Source organism: Amycolatopsis sp. NPDC051061 (assembly GCF_040682935.1).
In the GTDB taxonomy this organism is placed as follows: Bacteria; Actinomycetota; Actinomycetes; order Mycobacteriales; family Pseudonocardiaceae; genus Amycolatopsis.
Map to the genome: position 1 here is coordinate 112,034 of NZ_JBFBBZ010000018.1, position 19,788 is coordinate 131,821.

The window sequence follows — 19,788 nt, forward strand, 5'->3', positions numbered from 1 at the left end:
GGAGCGCGGGTACGTTGCACCTCGCCCGCGCTCCCCCACCGCGAAAGGCGTCCCGATGCAGCTCTACGCCGAACGGCCGATCCGCCGCACCGCCCAGCTCGTCAGCGACCTGCTCGCCCTGCTGGTCGTGATCTTCACGGTCTGGCTGGGAACGTCGGTGTACGACGAGGTGATGAAGCTGCGCGCCCCGGGCGACGGGCTCGTCGACGCGGGAACGGGGCTGCGGGGGACGTTCGACTCGGCGGCGAACTCGGCCGGCGGCATCCCGCTCATCGGCGACGGGCTGGCGAAGGCGCTGCACGGCGGCTCGGACGTCGGCACCAAGCTCGTGGACTCCGGCCGGTGGCAGATCGAGGCGGTGGAGAACCTGGCGTGGTGGATGGCGGCGATCATCATCGCGCTGCCGGTGCTGACGCTGGCGGTGACCTGGTTGCCCCTGCGCTGGCACTTCACCCGCCGCGCAACGGCCGCGGCGAGGTTGCGCGCCCTCGGGGACGAGGGCCTGGATCTGCTGGCGCTGCGGGCATTGGTGACCCAGCCGCTGCGGAAGCTGGCTTCCGACGGCGAGGTCGCGACCGGGTGGCGGGAGCGGGACCGGGACGTCATCGAGAAACTGGCCGGCCGCGAACTGGCGAGCCACGGCCTGGTGCCCTGACCGGCAGAGGTCCTCAAGGGGCGAACCGCGTCAGCGAGTACATCGACTTGATCAACCCCTTGGCCGCCATCGCCCAAGTGCGTTTCACCGCCATCTCCTCCCGGAGGGCTTTGGCGGTCGCGAAGGCGGGCTTCGGGTTGTTCAGGACAGCGGCAAGAGCATCACCCCACCGCAGCGTGTTCACCTGTTCGTCGTCGACCACGGGAAGCACTCGGGTGGTCAGCTCCACCGAGAGATCCCCACGCACCTCTTCGAGCAGCGCCCCGAGGCCGCTGCGCTTGCTCACGATGGTCGGGACGCCTGCGGTGATCGCCTCCAACCCGACCAGGCCGAAACCTTCGGCACGGGACGGCATCACCACGACACTCGCCTGGCGCAGGTCTTGGGCCAGCGTGGACACCAAAGGAGAATAGGGGCGGGGAACGACGCGCAGGGAGGGTGATCCGGCCCAGCCCCGGACCGCGTCCGCGAGCGCCTTGCCTTCCTTGGCTTCCACACCGCGCAAGACCAGTTCCACCTCCGGGTCGTGCGTGCCCCGGTGCTGGCAGGCGTGCCCCAGCGCCCGGGCGAGCAGGTCCACTCCCTTCAGCTTCGCTTCGCGCCGTGTGAGCCTGCCGACCAGGAGCACCCGGACGGTGTCGCTCGGCGGCGGCAGCTCCACGGGCCGATCCGCGACATCGAACCCCGGATCCAGGCGCAGCGCCGCCGTGCTCGCGGAGCCGTGCAAGCGGTCCCGTAGGTAGTGGTGAAGGACCGGGCCGACCCCGACAGCCAGATCGGCCTTGCTCGCCAGCTGGAACTCGGCCAGGAACCGCCTCTCGGCTTCGGCGGTGGGGTCTTCGTCGAGCTCGTGTTCCTTCTCGAACTCGACCCGGTCGGAGATCACGTGGAAGAAGTGCAGCAGCTTCGCGTCGCGAAAGTGGTCCTCCACCAGCCACGAGGCCGGCTCACCGGTCTTGCGTCCGTGACCGATCACGACATCCGGCACCGCGCCGTCCAGGCGCAGCGGCGGCCGGGACAAAGCAGTCTCGGGACGGTCGAGCGCGGCCGGTGGGTGAACCAGCGTCACGCCCGTCGCCGCGGCATCTTGGCGCTCCTCCGCGGAAGCGAAGGGAATCGAGCAGTACACCTCGACGTCCTCGGCGGCCAAGGCCCGGCACAGCTCCCGGTTGAACGTGCTCAAGCCACCGTTGCGCGACTCCCATTCGGTGTTCACGGCGAGCACGCGCAGCCGACGGCGAGCGGAGGTCCTGACGGGTTCGCGCGCGTCGCGGGAGTGGTCCGCCGACTTTTCGGGCGCAGCCTGCACAGGACCCTCCGCCCGCAACCGCTCCACCTCCGCGTTCGCCCCGACCTCTTCGTAGAGCGCGATGGCCGCCGCGCGATGGGCGCCCGCGTCCACCAAGTCGCCGATCGCGGCGGCCACCCTGCTCAAGCCTTCGAACGCCACCGCCTCTTCCCGGGTGGCCCCGCCGTACCGGGCTCGCTCCACGGCTTTGCGGTAGCGGTCGCCGGAAATGGTCACCTTGCCGAGCTTCAGTTCCGTCTCGCCGAGGTAGGACAGCAACTGGGCGACGTCGCCGTCACGGAACTCGAGCTCGCCGAACTCGGCGAGCGCGTTCAGGAAATGCTCCTCCGCCTTCTCCAACTGCCCCAGACGCAGCCGGCAGCGGGCAATCAGATCCAGCGCGATCGCGGCGTTGAACCGCTGCCCTTCCTCGCGGTAGAACCGCCACGCCGTGTCGGCCAGTTCGACCGCGACCTGGCAGTCGCCGCCTTCGAAGGCCAGCCATGCGTGGTTGGCCACGACGTTCATCTCGCCGTGCTCGTCTTCGGCGGCGACGAACTCGGCCCGCGCCCGCTCGTAGCGGTCCATCGCCTCGACGCGCTCACCGAGCTGCCCGCGCGCCAAGCCGAGCCCGTTGTGCGTGACACCCATCGCCTTGTGGTCCTTCGTGCGGACCGCCGACTCGTGCGCCTGCTCGAAGCAGGCGATCATCTGTTCCCATTGCTTCGTGGCGTAGAAGTACTCGCGAAGGTTGTAGGCGAACTTCCAGCACTCGGTGTCGTGACCGTGGTCGGCCATCTCCTGCAGCAGCGGCAGGAAGTTGTCGGCTTCCAGGTCCATCCACTTCTTCCCGGCCTCGGGATCGGGGAAGACCGGGCTGGTGACCGGGGTCGACGGCGGGTCCAGCGGGATCCGGTAACGGTGCTCGTTCGTCCGCCGGTTGGCCGCGGCCGCAGTGTGCAGGAAGTACTCGAACAGCCGCCGACGGCCCGCGATGGCCTCCCCTTCGGACAGGATCCCGGTCGCTGGGCGGCGCAGGTGATCTCGCAGCATGTCGTGCAGACGATAGGCGTTGTGCGAGTGCCATTCGAGCATGCCGGACCGGATCAGCCCGTCGAGCAGCTCTTCGGCGGCGGCCGGCGTGATTCCGGCCAGGGCGCCGGCCGCGTGGGAGTCGATCCGCGGTCCGGGGTGCAGAGCAGTCATCGCGAGCATCGCCTGCTGGGCGTCGGACAGCGTCGCGCAGGACGCCGCGAACACCGCGGCGATGCTGCGCACCCCGTCGTCGAATTCGCGCGGCCGGGCAGCCTCGTCGGCCAGCCGGGCGGCCACGTCCTCAAGCCGCCGAGCGGGGTTGTCGCGGAACCGCGACGCGACGATGCACACCGCGAGCGGCAGCTGGTAGCACAACCGGGTGATGTCGGTGATGACCGCCCGATCGCCCCGCTCGTCCGAGCCCTGCCGCAGCTGCGCCACCGAGCGGAAGAGCTCGGCGGCGGCGCCGGGAGCCAGCGTCCGCACCTGGCGGTGAAACGAGGTGCCCAGGGCGGTCAGCGGCTGCCTGCTGGTGACGATGACCGCGGATCGGCCGTTCGGCGGCAGCAGACGCACGAGCTCCTGTGCGCTCTTGACGCTGTCGAGGATCAGCAGGACCCGCCGGTTCACCAGCTTCTGCCGCAGGAGGGCCGCACGGTCGTCGGTGTTCCTCGGCACCAGCTCGCCGGGCACTCCCAGGCGGCGCAGAATGCGGTCGAGCGCCTCGTCTTCCGCGATGGGCTTGCTGTCCGGGTTGTAGCCCTGCATGTCGAGGTAGAGCCGGCCGTCGGGGTAGTCGTCGCGCAGGACGTCCGCGACCCACAGGGCGATCGCTGTCTTGCCGACCCCCGGCAACCCGTGCAGCACGCACACCTGGGCCGCCTGCCGCCCGCCCACCTCCTTGAGGTGTTTCGTGAGCGCCTCGACCTCGGCGTCACGCCCGATCAGCCGGCTCGGGCCGGCGGGCAGGTCGAACTTCGGCTCGGCCGACATCCGCCGGTCGCCGACCGCGCGCCGGGCCGCCACGCGGGCCAGTTCGTCCCCGGTTCCGAAGACCCGGTCGCAGGCGGCCGCGAATGTCGTCGTCGGCGGTGACTGGCCCTGCTCGACCCGGCTGACCTGGGCCTTGCTGTAGTGGATGAGGTCGCCGAGGGCTTTGGTGGACAGACCGGCCCGCAACCGGAGTTCCCGGACCCTGCCACCGAAAGACTCCCAGTCTTCGCCCACTTCGCCTCCTCCGGCCGCCGGGTCCCGCACCACGTGGTTCCCATCATCGGCCATGGCCATCGCGCCAAGGATCGCGGCCGTGGCCCATCAGCGTTACAAACTGCGAAGGGAACGATGTAACGCCGCCACACAGCGTGATCGCTGGTACAAATGGGCGAAGCCTGAGGACCAATGCCCATGACGACGAGTGTGCAAGTCGTCAGCCCGAAAGGACCGACCGACTTGCCTGAACCCAAATACGATGTCTTCTTGTCCTTTGCCGGCCCGGACCGGTCGGTGGGGCGCCGGCTCGCGGAGAACCTCAGCACATCCGGGGTGCGTGTCTTCTTCGACGAGAAGATCGAATTGTTCTCAGGTATCACGGAGAGTATCCGAGAGGCATTGAGCGAGTCGAAGACGCTGCTCGCCTACTACTCGACGGACTACGCCCGCCGCCCCGCGTGCCAACACGAGCTGATGCTCGCCATCCTGGCCGGCGAGCAGGAAGGTGATCCCTGCGGGCGGATCATGGTGCTCAACCCGGAACCGCACACCGCGCACCTTCGTCCGGTCCAGCTGGCCGACGCCAAGTTCGCGATCACGGACGACGACGAACTGGTGCGCGCGATCGCCAAGCGAGCCGCGGTGGTCGACACCCCGATCGGCTCCGCCCTGCCGGATTCGCCCCCGTCGTGGCACGCGCAGCGGGTGGGCCCCGTCCGCCGGTTCCTGGGGCGCTACCAGGAGCTCTGGGACCTGCACACGGCGCTGCACGTGGCGGAGTTCCCGCTGGTCGACGAGACCGCATGCGGCGCCTTCGTCGCGGTGTCCGGCCTGCCGGGGGCGGGCAAGACGGCGTTGGTGACGACGTATGCATGGCGGTTCACGGCGGCGTACCCGGGCGGTGTGCGGTGGCTGAGCCTCAAGGGCGCCACCGCGGAACCCGGCGACCTGCGCCGGCGGCTCGAGACCGCCATGGTCGAGCTCGACCCGCGACAGCGGGTGCGGGGGCGACCGGGCGCCGCATGGGCCCGCCGATCCGCTCGCGCGTCGCCGCGTTGCCTGTGGGTGGTGGACGACATCCCGGCCGGTGTCGGTCCCGAACTGCTCGAGGCGCTCCCGCTGCCCGGATTCGGCACCACCCGGGTCATCTTGATCAGCGAAGACGACGCATTCCGCGACGAACTCCCGGTAGTCCGCGTCGGCCCGCTCCCCGCGCACGACGCAGCCGCGCTACTGGACGCCTACCGGCTGCCGGACGACGGCGAGGACCGCATCGCGCGCGACGAGCTCGCGGCCAGCCTCGGCCATCACGCTGCTTCGCTGGTCACCGTCGGCAAGCACCTCTGCGACCGGCACGGTCTCGCGTCGTACCGCACGTTCGCGGGCGACCTCGCAGCGACCGGGTCGATCGCCGGGGCGGTGTTCGCCCCCGCGCGCGGCGTACTCGACCGGATGACGCCCGGCGAGCTGCTCCTTCTCACCCTCGCCGAGCAGCTGAGCACGACGACGTTTTCGGCCGCGGACCTGACCGGGATGAACCGCCTCGCACCGTTCGACGTGGGAGCGGCACTCAAGATGCTGCGTGACCGGTCGGCCGCGATCCGGGTCGGCACCGACTGGCACCTCGACCCCTACGTCGTCCACGCCGCGCGCCCGGCGCCCCCGCACGCAGCGATCTGACACGTCAGCGCGGTCCCTGGCGCCGACCCACCGAGCGGCCGAGGAAGTACCCCAGCAGCAACCCCACCACCAGACCGATCACCACGAAGAAGATCACCGTCGCCGCGGCGATCTTGCCCACCGTGCCCAGGAAGCCCTTCGCCTCGAACTCACTCACCGTCGCCAGCGTCTGGGCCATCGCGTAGTGCGTCATGATCACCACCGTGGCATCGGCGGCGAACCGGCGCAGCACGGGAAGGTCCCCTCACCGGCGCTCAGGACGCCGGTGAGGGGACCTTCGATCTCCGTGGGCCAACCGGCGATGGCTCAGCCGACGGAGGGGCCCATCCCGAGGGACTGCGGTGTGCTCGCGTCGGGCGAAGGCTGGTGCAGACCCTCGTCCAGGGGGCCGAACTCGGTCATCAGGGCCGCGCTGCCGCCCCACGGGGTCTGCTCCTCGGCGATCAGCGAGTTCGTCGTCAGCAGCAGGCCCGCCACCGACGCCCCGTTTTGCACCGCCGAACGGCACACCCGCAGCGGGTCGACCACGCCCATCGCCACCATGTCGCCGTAGCGGTCGTGCAGCGCGTCGAAGCCCTCGTCGTCGCCCAGTTCGCGGGTGTGCGCGACGATCTCGTGGGCCGGGTGGCCCGCGTTGTGCGCGATGAGGAACGCCGGCTCGGCCAGCGCGCGCCGGACGATCTCGACGCCGATCGCCTGGTCGCCTTCCAGTCCCAGCCCTTCCAGCGCCTTCTCCGCGTGCAGCAGCGCCGCTCCCCCGCCCGCCACGATGCCCTCGGCCATCGCCGCCCGGGTCGCCGACAGGGCGTCCTCGACCCGGTGCTGCAGCTCCTTGAGCTCGGCCGGGGTGGCCGCGCCGACACGCACGACCGCGACCTTGCCGGTCAGGGCGCCGATGCGCTCGGTCAGGACGTCTTCGTCGACGCCGAACTGCGCGCGCTCCAGTTCCGCCCGCAGCTGCCCGACCCGGAACTCGACGGCGTCGGAAGTACCGCCACCACCCACGATCGTGGTGTTGTTCGCGGTGACCCGGACCTGCTTGGCCCGGCCGAGGTGCTCCAGCGTCATCGTCTCCATGCTGAACCCGGACGTCCGCGAAAGCACCGCGCCGCCGACGATCGCGGCGAGGTCCTCCAGCTTGTGCAGCCGGCGGTCGCCGAACCCGGGCGCGCGCACGGCCACCGACTGGAACGTGCCGTTGACGTGGTTGTGCACCAGCATGGACAGCGCCGTGCCCTCGATCGACTCCGCGATCACGACCAGCGGCCGCGGGTCCCGCATCACCTTGTCCAGCAACGGCATCAGCTGCTGCACCTTGGTGATCTTCTCCGCGCACATGAGGATGTACGGGTCGTCGAGCACCGCTTCCAGCCGGCCCGGGTCGGTGACCAGGTACGGCGAAAGGTAGCCGTTGTCGAATTCGAAGCCCTCGACGAAGTCGACGCTCATCCCGATCGACGGCGACTCCTCGACCGTCACCACGCCGCCGTCGCCGACGGTGTGCAGCGCCTTCGCGATGACCGCGCCGACCGTGTCGTCGTCGTTGGCCGAGATCGCCGCGACGCGCGCGTAGTCCTGTTCGGACACCACGGGATGCGCCTGCTTCTCCAGGTGTGCCACCAGCAGCCCGACGGCGTGGTCGATGCCGCGCTTGACGAGTACCGGGTTGCCGCCGCCCGCGATCGCCCGCATGCCTTCGTGGACGATCGCCTGGGCGAGCACGGTGGCCGTCGTGGTGCCGTCGCCGACCACGTCGTTGGTCTTGATCGCCGCTTCCTTGACCAGTTGCGCGCCCATGTTTTCGAACTGGTTCTTCAGGTGGATCTCGCGGGCGATGGTGACGCCGTCGTTGGTGACCACCGGCGAGCCGGTGATCTTCTCGATGATCACGTTCCGGCCCTTGGGGCCGAGGGTGGACTTGACCGCTTCGGCCAGCTTGTCGACGCCCGCCAGCAGCAGGTCGCGGGCGTCCGAGCCGAACCGCAGTTCCTTCGCCATGTTTCCTGCTCCTAGGGTGTGAGGATGGCCCGACCGCGCACGCGTCCGGCATCGAGGTCGGCCAGTGCGTCGAGAGCCGCGTCCAGCGGGTACTTCTTCGTGTGGAGCGTGACCTTTCCGGCCTGCGCGAGCACCATCAGCTCCACCAGGTCGTTGTACGTGCCGACCAGGTTGCCGATCACGCTGCGCTCGGTGGAGATGATGTCGATGGTCGGGATGTCGATGTTGCTGCCGTAGCCGATGACGAAGTGCGACCCAGCGCGCCGGGTCATCGCGAACGCGTCCTGCTGGGCGCCTTGCTCGGCGACGAAATCGAGCACGACCTCGGCGCCGTTGCCGCCGGTCAGGTCGAGCACGGCGTCGACCTGTTTGCCGTCGCCCAGCACCGTCTCGTCGGCGCCCAGGGTCGAGGCCAGCTCGAGGGCGTCGGCGTTGCGGTCCACCACGATCACGCGGGTCGCGGTGAGCGCCTTGAGCGACTGGATGCCGATGTGTCCGAGCCCACCGGCGCCGTTGACGACGCACGTGGTGCCCGGGTACAGCAGCGGGACGGCCTTGCGCACCGCGTGGTAGGCGGTGATGCCCGCGTCGGCCAGCGCGGCGACGTCCTCCGGCTGGGTCGCCGGGTCGAGCTTGATGCACGCCCGCGCCGAGGTCAGCAGGTACTCGGCCATCCCGCCGTCGCTGTCGATGCCCGGGAAGCTCCCGTTCGGACAGTGCATGTCGTCGCCGGCGCGACAGGGGTGGCAGAGCCCGCACGTCGGCGTCGGGTGCAGGATGACGGTGTCGCCGACCTCCACATTGGACACGGCGGGACCGACCTCGTGCACCCAGCCGGCGTTCTCGTGGCCGATCGTGTACGGCAGCGCGACGCCGGACTTCTCGGCCCACTGCTCCTCGATGATGTGCAGGTCGGTGCGGCAGACGCCGGCGCCGCCGATCTTGACCACGACGTCGAAGGGTCCGGTCGCGCGCGGCTCCGGTACCTCTTCGATCACCGGTTGCCGGTGGTACTTCTGCAGCCGCACGGCCTTCATCCCGTGCCCTCCTCTTCAGTGGTCAGGGAATACCGCGCTCGCAGCATGCCGCGGCAGACGCCCGAGTTGGCCTCCATGCTCGTGCGGGTCAGCCGCGCGAAAGCCAGGTGGCGCTTCGCGTCGGCCGGGGCCACCGCTTGCCCGGTGGCCGGGTCGAGCAGCAGCGGGTCGCCGTCCTCGGCGGGCAGGCCCAGCTCACGGCGCCGGGCGCGCAGCCGCTCGACGTCCGGTCCCGGCGGGACCTCGCCGAGCGTCAGCGACGCCGGGTCGAGCCCGGTGCCGGCCAGCGTCCGGCAGACGCGGTCGGTGCCGGCCAGCACGGCCTTGCGCACGAAGTCGTACCGCAGGCTGTCGAGTTCGTCGACGGCCTCGCCTTCGAACGACGCGACGAACCCCTGCCGCGCCGCCACCCCGCGGTTGATGACGTCGGAGGCGAAGTGGTCGTCGAGCCGGATGTCGAGCCCGGTCAGGCCCGGCACGCCGGCGACGGCGTCGTAGGCGTCCGCGACCATCAGGAACGCGAAGTTGGGCGCGCAGAAGTAGGTCGGCAGGCGCAGCCGGATGACGGCGTGACCCGCCTCGCTCACCTCGCAGCAGGCCACGAAACCCAGGTCGGTGAGGGGTTCGTCCAGTTCGGGATCCCGGACGGTGCCCAGCGCCGACCACACTGTCGCGTGGTCGGCACGGTCGGCACGGACACCGCGCTCGTCGAGTGCCGTCACGGGTTCGGCACGCCGACGGGCTCGACGTCCTTCGGGTCCGCGAGCTTCAGCTCCGCGGGCACGTCGATGTCGTACAGGCGGGCGGCGTTGAGGCCGAGGATCTTCTTCTTCTGGTCGACGGTGAGCGGTGCGAAGTCCGACAGTTCGTCATCATCCGGCATGTTCCAGTCGACGAAGCCCTCGACCTGCCACTTGGGTTCCCAGATGGCGTAGTCCGCGCCGAAGATCAGCTTGTCCTCGCCGAGCCAGAACATCAGCTCGCCCATGACCTTCGCGAAGAACTTCGGGCGGGCGTGCATCAGGCCGCCGACGACCACGGCGAGTCCCGCGTAGACGTTGCGCTCCTGGGTGGCCATGAAGCAGAAGTCCTCGATGCGCGGCAGGCCGACGTGCTCGACGATGAAGTTGAGGCCCTGGAAGTCCGTCGCCACGTGGTCCACATCGGACACGTCGAAGGCGTCCTTGTCCAGCGGCCAGATCGTCGGGCCCTTGTGGATGTGGACGTTCTTGACGCCGAGTTCCTCGCACTTCTCGAGGAAACGAGCCGCTTCCGGGTCTTTGAGGCTCCAGCCGCGGGAGTCGCCGCGCCACTCGGCGGTGTAGAGCTTGACACCTTTACAGCCGTACCGCTTGACGCGTTCTTCGAGCGCCTTCAGGCCTTCGTCGCCTTCACGCGGGTCGAAGGTGGTGTTCACGAGGAACTTGCCGGGGTGCTTCTCGGCCAGCGCCGCGTCGGCTTCGGTGGTGTTGAAGCCGTTCTTGTACCACTGCCGCAGGTTCGTCGGCTGGAAGATGGCCGTGTCGACGTGCCCGACCTCGAACAGGTCGTGCATCATCAGCTCTTCGGAGTACTTCTGGAAGCGGTCGATCGGCCAGTGCGTCTCCTTCGGGCCGAGGCCCTGGTAGGCGTGGAAGCACTCGATCCAGCCCTTGGCGTATTCCTCCTGGCCCTTGACCCAGTTGCCCGGGCTCGCGTCCCAGAAGTGGGTGTGGGCGTCGACCACGAAGTATTTTTCGCCGTCTTTTTCGTACATCGGTGATCCTTCCTGAGCGGATCGAGTGCTTCCTGCTGTGGTTCTAACGAATGACCTTGAGGTCGAAGTCGAGGTACTCGGCCGCGTCCTCGGGGTTGGCGAACATGATCGTGCGGTCGTCTTCGTGGATCATCCGCCCGTAGTGGGTGGACATGCTCTCCTCGAACTCGGCCGCGTTGAACCAGCCTTCTTCCTCGCCGGCGGCCTCGTCGACCTCGGCGTAGACCAGGTCGGTCCGGCCCTTCGCGTCGACGCGGATCATCGACGGCAACGGTGTCACGGTCACGTTTTCCTTGCCGGCCATGACTTCGGCGATGATCGCGCCGACCTGGTTGTTCATCAACGTGAACCCGCACATGTTGGACGCGGTGTTGTTGACCTTGTACGGACTTTCCGACGTCTTGAAGACAGTCACTGGCCCAGCTCCTCCGGTGCTTTGAGGCCCAATTCGGACAGGATTCCGGCGAACCGGCTCTTCGCCCGGTCGAGACCGTCCTCGAACCGGATCGGCTTGGCGTCGGGCTGCGACCACAGCGGCTGCAGGGCCCGGGCGGCGGCGATGCTCTTCGGCACCCAGTCCTCGAGCCACTTCTGGAGCAGCGCCTGGTTGTGCCCGGCGAACTCCTTGTCGTTGATCAGCAGGTGGAACATTGCCTTCGTGTAGCGAAGGTCGCGCTCGGAGAAGTCGAACTCCTCCGCGCCGATCAGCGTCGGGGTGACGAAGTCGCCGTTCGCGGGCGCGGCCTGCTGCACCAGGTTGCTGCGGAACAGCTCGCCGACGAGGGGCTCGAAGACGATGTTCGCGGCGAAGATCGCCTCGCACCAGTCCCAGATCCCGGTCAGCTGCTCGGCGGTCTCCCGCACGCCCTGCCAGGCCGGGTCCTCGGCCCACGTCGCCAGGTGGGCGCTGCCGTCGAAGCCGTCGATCTCTTCGGTGAGCGTCAGGTTGTACAGCGCCAGGTCCTGCGCCGCGCGGATCCGGTGCATGCTGTTCACCGAGATCGCGTTGTTGTGCATGTTCGTCGGCGCGCGCCGGTTGGCGTTGGCGTACAGGTACAGGCCGAGACCGTGGTCGACGTGCATCCAGGCGCCGACGTGCTTGGCGACGAAGTCGACCCAGTTGGGGTTCCACTGCTCGAACGCCTTGGCCTGGCGCGCGGCGTCGACGTTCTGGTTGAGCTGGCGCACGACGTTCGCGTTGTAGCGGTAGAGGGTGAGCTCCCACTCCTCGTTGGGGTCACGGAACTCGTGCCAGCCGAGGGCCGGCCAGTCGTAGCCCTTGCCGCCGGAGCCCGGGCCGCGTTCGGGCAGCGGCCGGTCCGAGCCCCACGCCTTCAGCGCGGTCCACTCCAGCGGGTAGCCGCCCTTGCCGTCGGCGAAGGCGTAGAGCCAGCCCTGGGACAGGTAGTGCCGCGGGTCGGGCTGGACCTCGACGGTGACGTCTTCGTAGTGGCTCTGCTTGCGCTTGGCGGCGTTGAAGTAGTTGAACCGGCGGGCGTCCGAGTCCGGGAAGACCTTGGCGCCCGCTTCGGCGTCGGTGAACGTCGGCTTCGGCACGCTGCGTTCGGAAGTGGCTGTCATGGGATCCGTCCTCTGTGTTCAGGCGTCGGATTCGCCCGTGGTGGTGAACTTGTCGTAGAAGACGCGCTTGTCGGCGACGCCGAGCGCGGGCAGCAGTTCCAGCGCGGCCTCGACCATCGGCGGGGGCCCGCAGACGTAGGCGTCGGCGCCGGTCAGGTCGAGGCCGGCCCGGCGCAGGACGTCGGTGATCAGGCCGGTCTCTCCCGCCCAGCCGTCGTCGCCCGGCTCGGAAAGCGCCGGCACGTAACGGAAGTTCGGCAGGGTCTCCTCGAGCTCCCGCAGTTCGTCGTGGAAGCAGAGGTCCGCCTCGCGGCGGGCGCCGTAGTAGTAGGTCGCCTTCCGGTCGATGCCGCGCTCGGCCATGGCCCGCAGCAGCGACAGGATCGGCGCCATCCCGGCCCCGCCGCCGACGAAGACCAGGTCCTTGCCCGGGTTGTCCCGGAGGGTGAACACCCCGAACGGGCCGGTCACCCGGAGCCGGTCGCCGACCGCGACATCGGCGTCGAGGAACCGGGAGAACAGCCCGTCGGGGTAGATCTTGATGACGAACTCCAGGAGCCCGTCGCGCGCCGAGGTGTTGGCCATGGAGAACGACCGCGTCTCCTCGGTGCCCGGGATCGCGAAGTCCAGGTACTGCCCGGGGAAGAACTTCAGCGACTGGTCCGGATCGGTCAGCTTGACGACGAGGTGCCGCAGGTCGTGCGTGACGTGGTCGTTGGCCGTGACCTCGACCTCCGCCTCCTGGATCGGCAGGCCGGACTGGATCATTTCCTCGTCGTAGTTGAGCAGTTCGATCGTCAGGTCTTCGTAGGCGTGGGCCCGGCACAGCAGCGTGAAACCCTCCTCCTTTTCGTAGTCGGGGAGCGCGAAGGTCGAGTAACGGTCGTGTTCGACGTCTTCGCCGTCGAGGATGAACGACTTGCAGGCCGCGCACTGCCCTTCCTTGCAGCCGTGCATGAGCATGACGCCCTGCTCGGCGGCGGCGCGCAGGATCGTGGTGTCCTCGGCGACGTCGATCTCGATCCCGACCGGTTCGAACCGGACGCGGTGCTTCTCTGCCATGCCAGGCCCTTCCTGCGCCGTCAGGCCGTCTTCGGCGCCGGCCGGCCGGCCGGGCCCTGACGGTTGTAGTCGGCCACGAACGCGGCGCGCTCGGCGTCGGACATCTGGTTCAGCAGCACGTTCGGCGACTGCACCTCGGGCATCCGGCGCAGGTGGTCGAGCGTCCACATCTTCTTCGGGTCGAGGTTCAGGTGCGGCTGCGCGACCATGGTCTTGCCGTCGTCGCGCACGAAGCCCATGTCGGAGACGACGTCGGCCCAGTTCCAGCCGTGGTAGAGCGTCTCCCACTCGCGGGCGCCGACCAGCTGGCCCATGTTCGGGGTGTTGCGGCCCTGGTAGGTGGGCCGGAACGCCTCGGCGTCGGTCCAGCGGCACGTCTCCGAGCAGTACGTGCGGTGCTGGCCGTCGACCTCGTCGACCACCATGTCCTCACGGATGAGGCACGGCACCATGCACGTCCAGCAGCGGTGCGGGTACACGTAGTCGACGTCTTCGGCGACGATCGGATGGTGCCCGTTCGGCGTCGCGAGCCGGCTGTAGTTCTCCCACCACTTGCCGTACTTGTCGTACCAGCCCGGGTACTTGTACTCGAACCACTCGAAGTCCTCGTCCGTCATCGGGTCGATGCGCCAGTAGTTGGCGAGCCACCCGGTGGCGAAGAACTGCGCGACCTCATGGACGTAGCCCTTGTTCCAGATCCGGTTCCAGGCTTCTTCGATGAGGTCGTGCGGGATGACGAGCCCGTACTTCTCGAGCGGCACGAGGTAGCTGCGGTAGTAGTCGTCGTAGATCCAGCGGCGCCACATCTCCGCATAGCTCTCGCGGTCCTTGCGGCGGTCCTTGGTGCCGTACTCGATGAACGTGCCGATCGCGGCGTCGACGACGGCGTGGTTGTTCCACCACGCGTACCGCAGGTCGCGTTCGAGCAGCTGGTGGTTGCTCTCGTCCGACAACGCCATCAGCAGGGTCGCGTACCCGTTGCTGATGTGGCGGGACTCGTCGGACTGCACCGAGTGGAACACCGTGGGCAGCAGGTAGTCGCCGTTGGCGGCGGCTTCCGCCGGCATGGCGACGAACAGCGTGTTCGTGAACGCCGTCTCCGCCACGATGGTGAGGTAGATGCTCGCCGCGGTGATGGCGTCACCGGTGATGAAACCTTCGGCGAACTGGCGGCCGATGGTGCCGCAGTAGTCGTTCTGGAAGTTGCGCAGGCTCGAGTTGAAGCCCGCCGGGTCGATGTAATTCTGCATGTACAGGCGCTTGAGGTTCTGCTGGATCGTCGAGTGGCGGACCTCGTCGATCATCTGGATCGCCTGGCCGTTGTGCAGTTCCGGGTTGGGCACCGTGCGGAACAGCAGCGGCATCGCCCGCGCGGCGGAGATCTCCGGCAGCGGGATGATCGACAGGAACAGCTTCTGCCACTCCAGCCAGCGTTCCTGCACCTGGCGGAACATGTTGCCGCGGATCGCGCCGTCCTCGGCGCCGTAGACCCGGTGGTCCTTCTCCTCCTGCATCGGGAAGTACGAGCGGAGGACCTGCTTCAACGGGTCCTTCTTCTTGGCCTTCTGGAAGGTGTAGTCGGTCCCGTAGTGCGAAACCGGGGTGTGGTACGCCGGTTCCCACGACAGTTCCTGGATCTTCTGGTGGGCTTTCGCCACACTCTGGCGACTCATGGATCACTCCTTATCCGTGGCACCTGCCTACGGCGGCCGAGCGGCTCCCCTCCCGGCCGGGGGATGCGGGGCGCACGTCCTGCGCTCACCATTCAAGGGGGGCCCGCGAGTGACGCGGGTCTCAATCTGAGACAGAACCGCTGCTCAGGGCGTTTCGTCCGCGTCGAGCATCCGCGCGCGCAGCTCGGCGAGCTCACTGTGGACGCCCGTGCGCACGCGCGCGTCGCCTTCGACGGTCGGGGTGATCCCGAGGGCGCGCAGCAGCGCCGCGGCCGGATCGCCGGGATGGCCATCCCCGCCGAACGTCGGGTGCAACCCCTGTTCGGCCAGATGCGTGAAAACCAGGTTGACGATCGTCCACGGGTTGTACGTCTCCGCGGCATCGGCGGCCATGGGCCCTCCTCCTGGTCAGCGGTCTCTTCCGCGTCCATCCGACCGCCGCCCGCGCGGCACGGGCGTCTCAATTTGAGACACCGCTCCGGCGCAACCGGCTCTAGGCTGGACGGGCGGCACAACGGGTGTGCCCGCACCCACGTGGGCCGCGGGAAAATGGAGGTCACGTGGACGAGATCGCGCCCGGAACCCTGCTCGCCGACGACGAGCTCGCCCGCACCCGGGTGCGTTTCCTGACCGCCGAGCCGGTGCCTCCCGGGACCGTCCGGCAGACAATCCTGGCCTCCTGGCGGCGTTCACAGGAGTTCCAGGTCGAGGCCGACCGGATCGACCCGCTCTACCAGGGCGACCAGAACCTCGACATCCCGCTGATGCGCGGCGCCGAACCGGTGCTGCACAAGCTGAGCGAGCAGTTCGACGGCCAGCCGATCAGCCTGATCCTCACCGACGCCAGCGGCGTCGTGCTGACCCAGCGGACCGGCGACGCCGACCTGAGGCGCCACCTCGAACGCGTCGAGCTCGTGCCCGGGTTCAGCTACGGCGAGCAGTCCGTCGGGACCAACGGCATCGGCACCGCGCTCGAGGACGGCCGCGCGACCACGGTGTTCGGCCACGAGCACTACGCCGAGCACCTGGAGAACCTGGCCTGCGCGGGCGTGCCGATCCACCACCCGATCTCCGGCAAGAAGATCGGCGCCGTCGACCTCACCTGCTGGTACAAGGACGCCGGCGGCCTGCTCATCGCACTGGCCCGCTCGACGGCCGAGCAGGTCCGCCAAGCGCTGCTGCGGCACAGCGACCTGCGGGAGATGATCCTCTTCCAGGCGTACCTGCAGACCTGCCGCCGGTGGACCGGCATCGTGCTGGCGTTCAACGACGACATCGTCATGATGAACGACCGGGCGCGGCAGCTGCTCGACCCGGCCGACCAGTCGGTGCTGCTGAGCCACGCCACCGAAGCGCTGACCGGCGGGCGCCGGACGTCGGCGACGCTCGCGCTGTCCAGCGGCTTGCGCGTGCGCGTGTTCTGCCGCCGCGTCCCGGGCCAGCGCGAGACCGACACCGCGGGCGGCGTGCTGTCGGTGAAGCTGATCGAGGCCGACGAAGCCCTCGCGGTGCCGTCGACGCCGATGCTGCCGATGTACCTGCCGGGTGTGGTCGGCTCGGCGCCGCTGTGGCTGCGCTGCGGCCACGAGCTCGACTCCGGCCACCAGCGCGGCGAGTGGGTCGCGCTGGAAGGCGAGGCGGGCACCGGCAAGCTGACCCTGGCCAAGGGCCTGCACCAGCGCCACCACCCGGCGGCGCGGCTGCTGACCGTGGACGCGGCGGTGACGACCGGCACCGACTGGGCGGCCGAGCTGCTGCGCGAACACACCGACGCCCCGATCCGCACGCTGGTGATCCGCCACGCCGACCGGCTGACGGCGCCGGCGGCCAACGCACTGGCGACCACGTTGCGGGAGCTGCGCGAGCGCGCCGACGCGCCGTGGGTGGTGGCCACGCTCGTGCCGGAGGCCGAGACGAAGCCGGCGCTGGCCGAGCTGCTGAAGTCGTTCCCGCGGACGGTGCGGGTGCCACCGCTGCGCCACCACGTCGAGGACTTGGCGGAGCTGGTCCCGCTGGTGCTGAGCAAGCTCGGCTACGGCGGCCGGCTCACCTGCTCGGCGGCGGCGTTGCACCTGCTGATGCGGGCGGAGTGGCCGGGCAACACCGGCCAGCTCTACCAGGTGCTGCGGAAGGTGGCCCAGCGCCGGCGGGCGGGGACCATCCGCCCCGGCGACCTCCCGGCCGAGTTCCACACCGTCGCGCGGCGGCCGCTGAACCGGTTCGAGTCGATCGAGCGGGACGCCATCGTGCGCTGCCTCGAAGACGCCGACGGCAACAAGGTCCGGGCGGCGAAGCTGCTCGGCATCTCCCGGGCGACGATCTACCGCAAGATCCACGAGTACGGCATCGTCCCCCCGACCCGCTGACCCCGGCCGCGCGTCGCGAATGACTCATTCGCGGCGTCGGAGGTCCCGAATGAGTCATTCGCGACCTCCGGGGCCGGCCGGTCAGCGGGCCGCGAGTTCGGCCAGCTGGTAGGCCAGCTTCTCCCGGGCCTGCGGCAGCGAGAACACCGTCTTCAGCACCGTGTTGCGCAGCAGCCGCGCCGGGCGGGGGCGCAGGGTCGCCATCCGCGTCATCCGGTCGGTGAACGCCACGACGCCGGTCGCCACCGGGCGGCGGGTCGCCTCGTAGGTGTCCAGCAGCGCGTCCGGCCCGCCGGCGACCACCCGGGCGAGCAGGCGGCCGAGCGCGACCGCGTCCTGGATGCCGGTGTTCATGCCCTGGCCGCCGGCCGGGCTGTGCACGTGGGCGGCGTCGCCGGCCACGAGGACCCGGCCCGCGCGGTAGTGGTCGGCCACCCGGTGGTGCACCCGGAACCGCGAGCTCCACCCGACCTCGGTGACGCGCGACCGCGCGCCTTCCGGGCCTCGCGCGTCCACAATGGACTGGATGTCGGCGATCCCGGGGTGCTCGGGGGCTTCGGCGACCGTCGCGACCACCCGGTAGTGGTCGTCGCTGCCGGGCAGCGGCGCGACCACCGTCACCCCTTCCGGCGACAGGTGCAGGCTGACCTCCGCGCGGTCCAGCGGCCAGGTCATCCGGACGTCGGCCAGCACGAACGACTCGGCGTAGCTGGCGCCGGTGAATCCGATGCCGGCCTGCTCGCGCACGGTGCTGTGCATGCCGTCGGCGCCGACCACGTACTTCGCGCGCACGGTGCCGCCGGTCGTCGTGACGGTGACGCCTGTGTCGTCGCCGGCAACGGCGGTTACCTCGTACGGGCGGTGCACGTCTCCGCCCGCCTCGCGAAGCCGTGCCAGCAGCACGGCTTCGGTCCGGTCCTGCGGCACCATCAGCGTGTACGGGTAGGCGGTGGGCAGGCCACCGAAGGGCACCCGGGCGAGCACCGTGGGGCCGTCGCGGACGGTGAACGTCGGGACGACGACCCCCAGTTCCTTCGGCCGCTCGGTGACGCCGAGCTCGGCCAGCACCTCCAGGGTCCGGGCGTGCACCACGCAGGCCCGGGAGGCGTTCGCGCCCTCGGCCTGGCGGTCGAGCAGGACGTAGTCGACGCCGGCGTCGGCCAGGGCGATCGCGGTGGGCCGCCGACCGACGAGATCCTGCTGACGCTGCTGCGGTCGGCGGTCGCCGACGACGCGGTGGTCGAGAAGATGCGGCAGGTGTTCGCCGGCCAGGTCACCCCCGCGGTGCTGCGGTTCGGCGACCCAGCCGACGCCCCGCGTCGCGCAGGACTGGTGGTGAGCCAGCTGCTCGGCCTGGCGTTGACGCGGTACGTCCTGCGCCTGCCCCCGGTGGTGGCGCTGACCTCGGCGGAGGTGGTCGCCGAGGTCGGCCCGACCGTCCAGCGCTACCTGGCGGGGGTCCCGCCGATGTCATGAACGACCCGTTCACCTCGCCCGACGCCGTGAACGAGTCGTTCATGACGTTCGGGGCCACCGATCCGGGGTGCTGCTGCGAGCCGCCGGGCCCCCGGAACGCTCACTTCGGCGGGTTCACCGCCGCGGCGACGTCGGCGATCGTCTGCGGGTCGACCAGTCCCGTGTCCTCCAGGACGTTCATGTGGTCGAGCACCGTCTGGTTCGCCTGCGTCGCGTGCCGGCGGATCACGTCGTTCTGCGTACCCGCGCGGACCTCGGCGATCGTCGCGAAGATCTTGCCGTGCGACGCGCGCAGCAGGTTCACGAACAGCTTGTCGAACTCGAGCCCCTGCGCAGCGGTCAGCTGGCGGACCCAGCCCTGCTGCTCGGCGCTGGCCTGGTCGGGCAGGGTCACGCCGAGCATTTTCGCGTCCTCGCGGACGAGCTGGTCGAGGTGCGAGTGCCCGTCCAGCAGGTGCAGCCCGGCGCGCTTCACCGCGTCGCTGCTGGCGTGGGTCTGCGCGAGGTCGCCGGCGGGCATCTCCCAAAGGCCCGCCTGACGCACCTTGACCAGGAACGTCTTGTCGAGCTCGGTGACCGGCCCGGCGTCGGCGACGCCCGCGGCGGCCACCGCGGCGTCGGCGGCCGAGCCCATCTGCATGCCCGCCATGTCGTGCCCGTACGCCGGGACCTGCGCCTGCGTCGACCCGGGCGCGGTCTGGGCGCTGGCTTTCAGCACCATGACCGAGCCCACGGCGACCACGGCGAGAGTGGCCACGACGACCAGCACGGTCCGAGCCCTGGCCTTGGCCGTCATGCCACGGTGATCCGGCATCGTTCCTCCTTCTGGCGACAAGTGCCTGTACGGGGTACTACGGCTCCCGCAGCGGAGGGGTTCAAGCGAATCCGGATTATTTTTCTTGCGCACCAACGGTTTTCCACAGTCCACTGTGGAGGCACAAGGAAAGGCGGCCGAACCGGCCGGACGTCCCG

General features: G+C 69.6%; 17 protein-coding genes. 4 read left to right on the forward strand and 13 right to left on the reverse strand.

What is annotated here, in order from left to right; all coding sequences use genetic code 11:
• Positions 1–55 precede the first annotated feature (55 nt).
• On the forward strand, positions 56–655 hold the full coding sequence (locus tag AB0N03_RS24730) for a hypothetical protein (RefSeq protein WP_364376076.1): 600 nt from the start codon (positions 56–58) through the stop codon (positions 653–655).
• Positions 656–668: 13 nt separating this feature from the next.
• Here the strand turns inward: AB0N03_RS24730 and AB0N03_RS24735 are convergent, their stop codons facing one another.
• Positions 669–4,205 (reverse strand): helix-turn-helix domain-containing protein, encoded by a 3,537-nt coding sequence (locus AB0N03_RS24735; RefSeq protein ID WP_364376079.1) that lies wholly within the window; start codon positions 4,203–4,205, stop codon positions 669–671.
• Positions 4,206–4,382: 177 nt separating this feature from the next.
• Here AB0N03_RS24735 and AB0N03_RS24740 point away from each other — a divergent pair, with 177 nt between their 5' ends.
• Complete coding sequence (locus AB0N03_RS24740) at positions 4,383–5,867, forward strand: toll/interleukin-1 receptor domain-containing protein (protein WP_364376082.1); 1,485 nt, start codon at positions 4,383–4,385, stop codon at positions 5,865–5,867.
• Positions 5,868–5,871: 4 nt separating this feature from the next.
• On the opposite strand, the gene AB0N03_RS24745 is transcribed toward AB0N03_RS24740, so the two are convergent.
• The 10 genes from AB0N03_RS24745 to AB0N03_RS24790 all read right to left on the reverse strand — a co-directional run bounded on the left by AB0N03_RS24745 (position 5,872) and on the right by AB0N03_RS24790 (position 15,367).
• Complete coding sequence (locus tag AB0N03_RS24745) at positions 5,872–6,099, reverse strand: hypothetical protein (protein ID WP_364376084.1); 228 nt, start codon at positions 6,097–6,099, stop codon at positions 5,872–5,874.
• Positions 6,100–6,173: 74 nt separating this feature from the next.
• Positions 6,174–7,865, reverse strand: coding sequence for a chaperonin GroEL (gene groL / locus AB0N03_RS24750; RefSeq protein WP_364376086.1), 1,692 nt, complete (start codon positions 7,863–7,865; stop codon positions 6,174–6,176).
• Positions 7,866–7,876: 11 nt separating this feature from the next.
• Positions 7,877–8,902, reverse strand: coding sequence for an NAD(P)-dependent alcohol dehydrogenase (locus AB0N03_RS24755; RefSeq protein WP_364376088.1), 1,026 nt, complete (start codon positions 8,900–8,902; stop codon positions 7,877–7,879).
• Entirely contained in the window at positions 8,899–9,624 is a 726-nt protein-coding gene (locus tag AB0N03_RS24760; RefSeq protein ID WP_364376090.1) for an iron-sulfur cluster assembly protein, read from the reverse strand. The genes AB0N03_RS24755 and AB0N03_RS24760 overlap by 4 nt, the downstream gene beginning before the upstream one ends.
• The gene (locus AB0N03_RS24765) at positions 9,621–10,658 is read right to left on the reverse strand and encodes an amidohydrolase family protein (RefSeq protein WP_364376093.1); all 1,038 of its coding nucleotides are present in this window, start codon (positions 10,656–10,658) and stop codon (positions 9,621–9,623) included. The genes AB0N03_RS24760 and AB0N03_RS24765 overlap by 4 nt, the downstream gene beginning before the upstream one ends.
• A gap of 43 nt (positions 10,659–10,701) precedes the next feature.
• Positions 10,702–11,073 (reverse strand): propane 2-monooxygenase effector subunit MimD, encoded by a 372-nt coding sequence (mimD, locus tag AB0N03_RS24770; RefSeq protein ID WP_364376096.1) that lies wholly within the window; start codon positions 11,071–11,073, stop codon positions 10,702–10,704.
• Positions 11,070–12,239 (reverse strand): toluene hydroxylase, encoded by a 1,170-nt coding sequence (locus AB0N03_RS24775; protein WP_364376099.1) that lies wholly within the window; start codon positions 12,237–12,239, stop codon positions 11,070–11,072. The genes mimD and AB0N03_RS24775 overlap by 4 nt, the downstream gene beginning before the upstream one ends.
• Before the next feature lie 18 nt (positions 12,240–12,257).
• Positions 12,258–13,301 (reverse strand): 2Fe-2S iron-sulfur cluster binding domain-containing protein, encoded by a 1,044-nt coding sequence (locus tag AB0N03_RS24780; RefSeq protein WP_364376102.1) that lies wholly within the window; start codon positions 13,299–13,301, stop codon positions 12,258–12,260.
• Between the two features lie 20 nt (positions 13,302–13,321).
• Positions 13,322–14,974 carry a methane monooxygenase gene (locus AB0N03_RS24785; protein ID WP_364376105.1) on the reverse strand — a complete coding sequence of 551 codons (1,653 nt, stop codon included), beginning with the start codon at positions 14,972–14,974 and terminating at the stop codon, positions 13,322–13,324.
• Between the two features lie 144 nt (positions 14,975–15,118).
• Entirely contained in the window at positions 15,119–15,367 is a 249-nt protein-coding gene (locus tag AB0N03_RS24790) for a hypothetical protein (protein ID WP_364376108.1), read from the reverse strand.
• Between the two features lie 167 nt (positions 15,368–15,534).
• Between AB0N03_RS24790 and AB0N03_RS24795 the strand changes: the two genes are divergently transcribed.
• The gene (locus tag AB0N03_RS24795; protein ID WP_364376111.1) at positions 15,535–17,340 is read left to right on the forward strand and encodes a helix-turn-helix domain-containing protein; all 1,806 of its coding nucleotides are present in this window, start codon (positions 15,535–15,537) and stop codon (positions 17,338–17,340) included.
• A gap of 81 nt (positions 17,341–17,421) precedes the next feature.
• On the opposite strand, the gene AB0N03_RS24800 is transcribed toward AB0N03_RS24795, so the two are convergent.
• Positions 17,422–18,510 (reverse strand): FAD-dependent monooxygenase, encoded by a 1,089-nt coding sequence (locus tag AB0N03_RS24800; RefSeq protein WP_364376294.1) that lies wholly within the window; start codon positions 18,508–18,510, stop codon positions 17,422–17,424.
• Here AB0N03_RS24800 and AB0N03_RS24805 point away from each other — a divergent pair.
• Positions 18,424–18,816, forward strand: coding sequence for a hypothetical protein (locus AB0N03_RS24805; protein WP_364376114.1), 393 nt, complete (start codon positions 18,424–18,426; stop codon positions 18,814–18,816). The two genes, AB0N03_RS24800 and AB0N03_RS24805, sit on opposite strands and share 87 nt — an antisense overlap.
• Positions 18,817–18,916: 100 nt before the next feature.
• Here AB0N03_RS24805 and AB0N03_RS24810 read toward each other — a convergent pair whose 3' ends face one another.
• Positions 18,917–19,630, reverse strand: coding sequence for a DUF4142 domain-containing protein (locus AB0N03_RS24810; RefSeq protein WP_364376117.1), 714 nt, complete (start codon positions 19,628–19,630; stop codon positions 18,917–18,919).
• Positions 19,631–19,788: the final 158 nt, after the last annotated feature.

Coding starts and splice junctions, on each gene's coding strand:
- AB0N03_RS24730 (WP_364376076.1), top strand. CDS start 56: ATGCAGCTCTACGCCGAACGGCCGATCCGCCGCACCGCCCAGCTCGTC.
- AB0N03_RS24740 (WP_364376082.1), top strand. CDS start 4,383: ATGACGACGAGTGTGCAAGTCGTCAGCCCGAAAGGACCGACCGACTTG.
- groL (WP_364376086.1), bottom strand. CDS start 7,865: ATGGCGAAGGAACTGCGGTTCGGCTCGGACGCCCGCGACCTGCTGCTG.
- AB0N03_RS24755 (WP_364376088.1), bottom strand. CDS start 8,902: ATGAAGGCCGTGCGGCTGCAGAAGTACCACCGGCAACCGGTGATCGAA.
- AB0N03_RS24765 (WP_364376093.1), bottom strand. CDS start 10,658: ATGTACGAAAAAGACGGCGAAAAATACTTCGTGGTCGACGCCCACACC.
- AB0N03_RS24775 (WP_364376099.1), bottom strand. CDS start 12,239: ATGACAGCCACTTCCGAACGCAGCGTGCCGAAGCCGACGTTCACCGAC.
- AB0N03_RS24780 (WP_364376102.1), bottom strand. CDS start 13,301: ATGGCAGAGAAGCACCGCGTCCGGTTCGAACCGGTCGGGATCGAGATC.
- AB0N03_RS24785 (WP_364376105.1), bottom strand. CDS start 14,974: ATGAGTCGCCAGAGTGTGGCGAAAGCCCACCAGAAGATCCAGGAACTG.
- AB0N03_RS24790 (WP_364376108.1), bottom strand. CDS start 15,367: ATGGCCGCCGATGCCGCGGAGACGTACAACCCGTGGACGATCGTCAAC.
- AB0N03_RS24810 (WP_364376117.1), bottom strand. CDS start 19,630: ATGCCGGATCACCGTGGCATGACGGCCAAGGCCAGGGCTCGGACCGTG.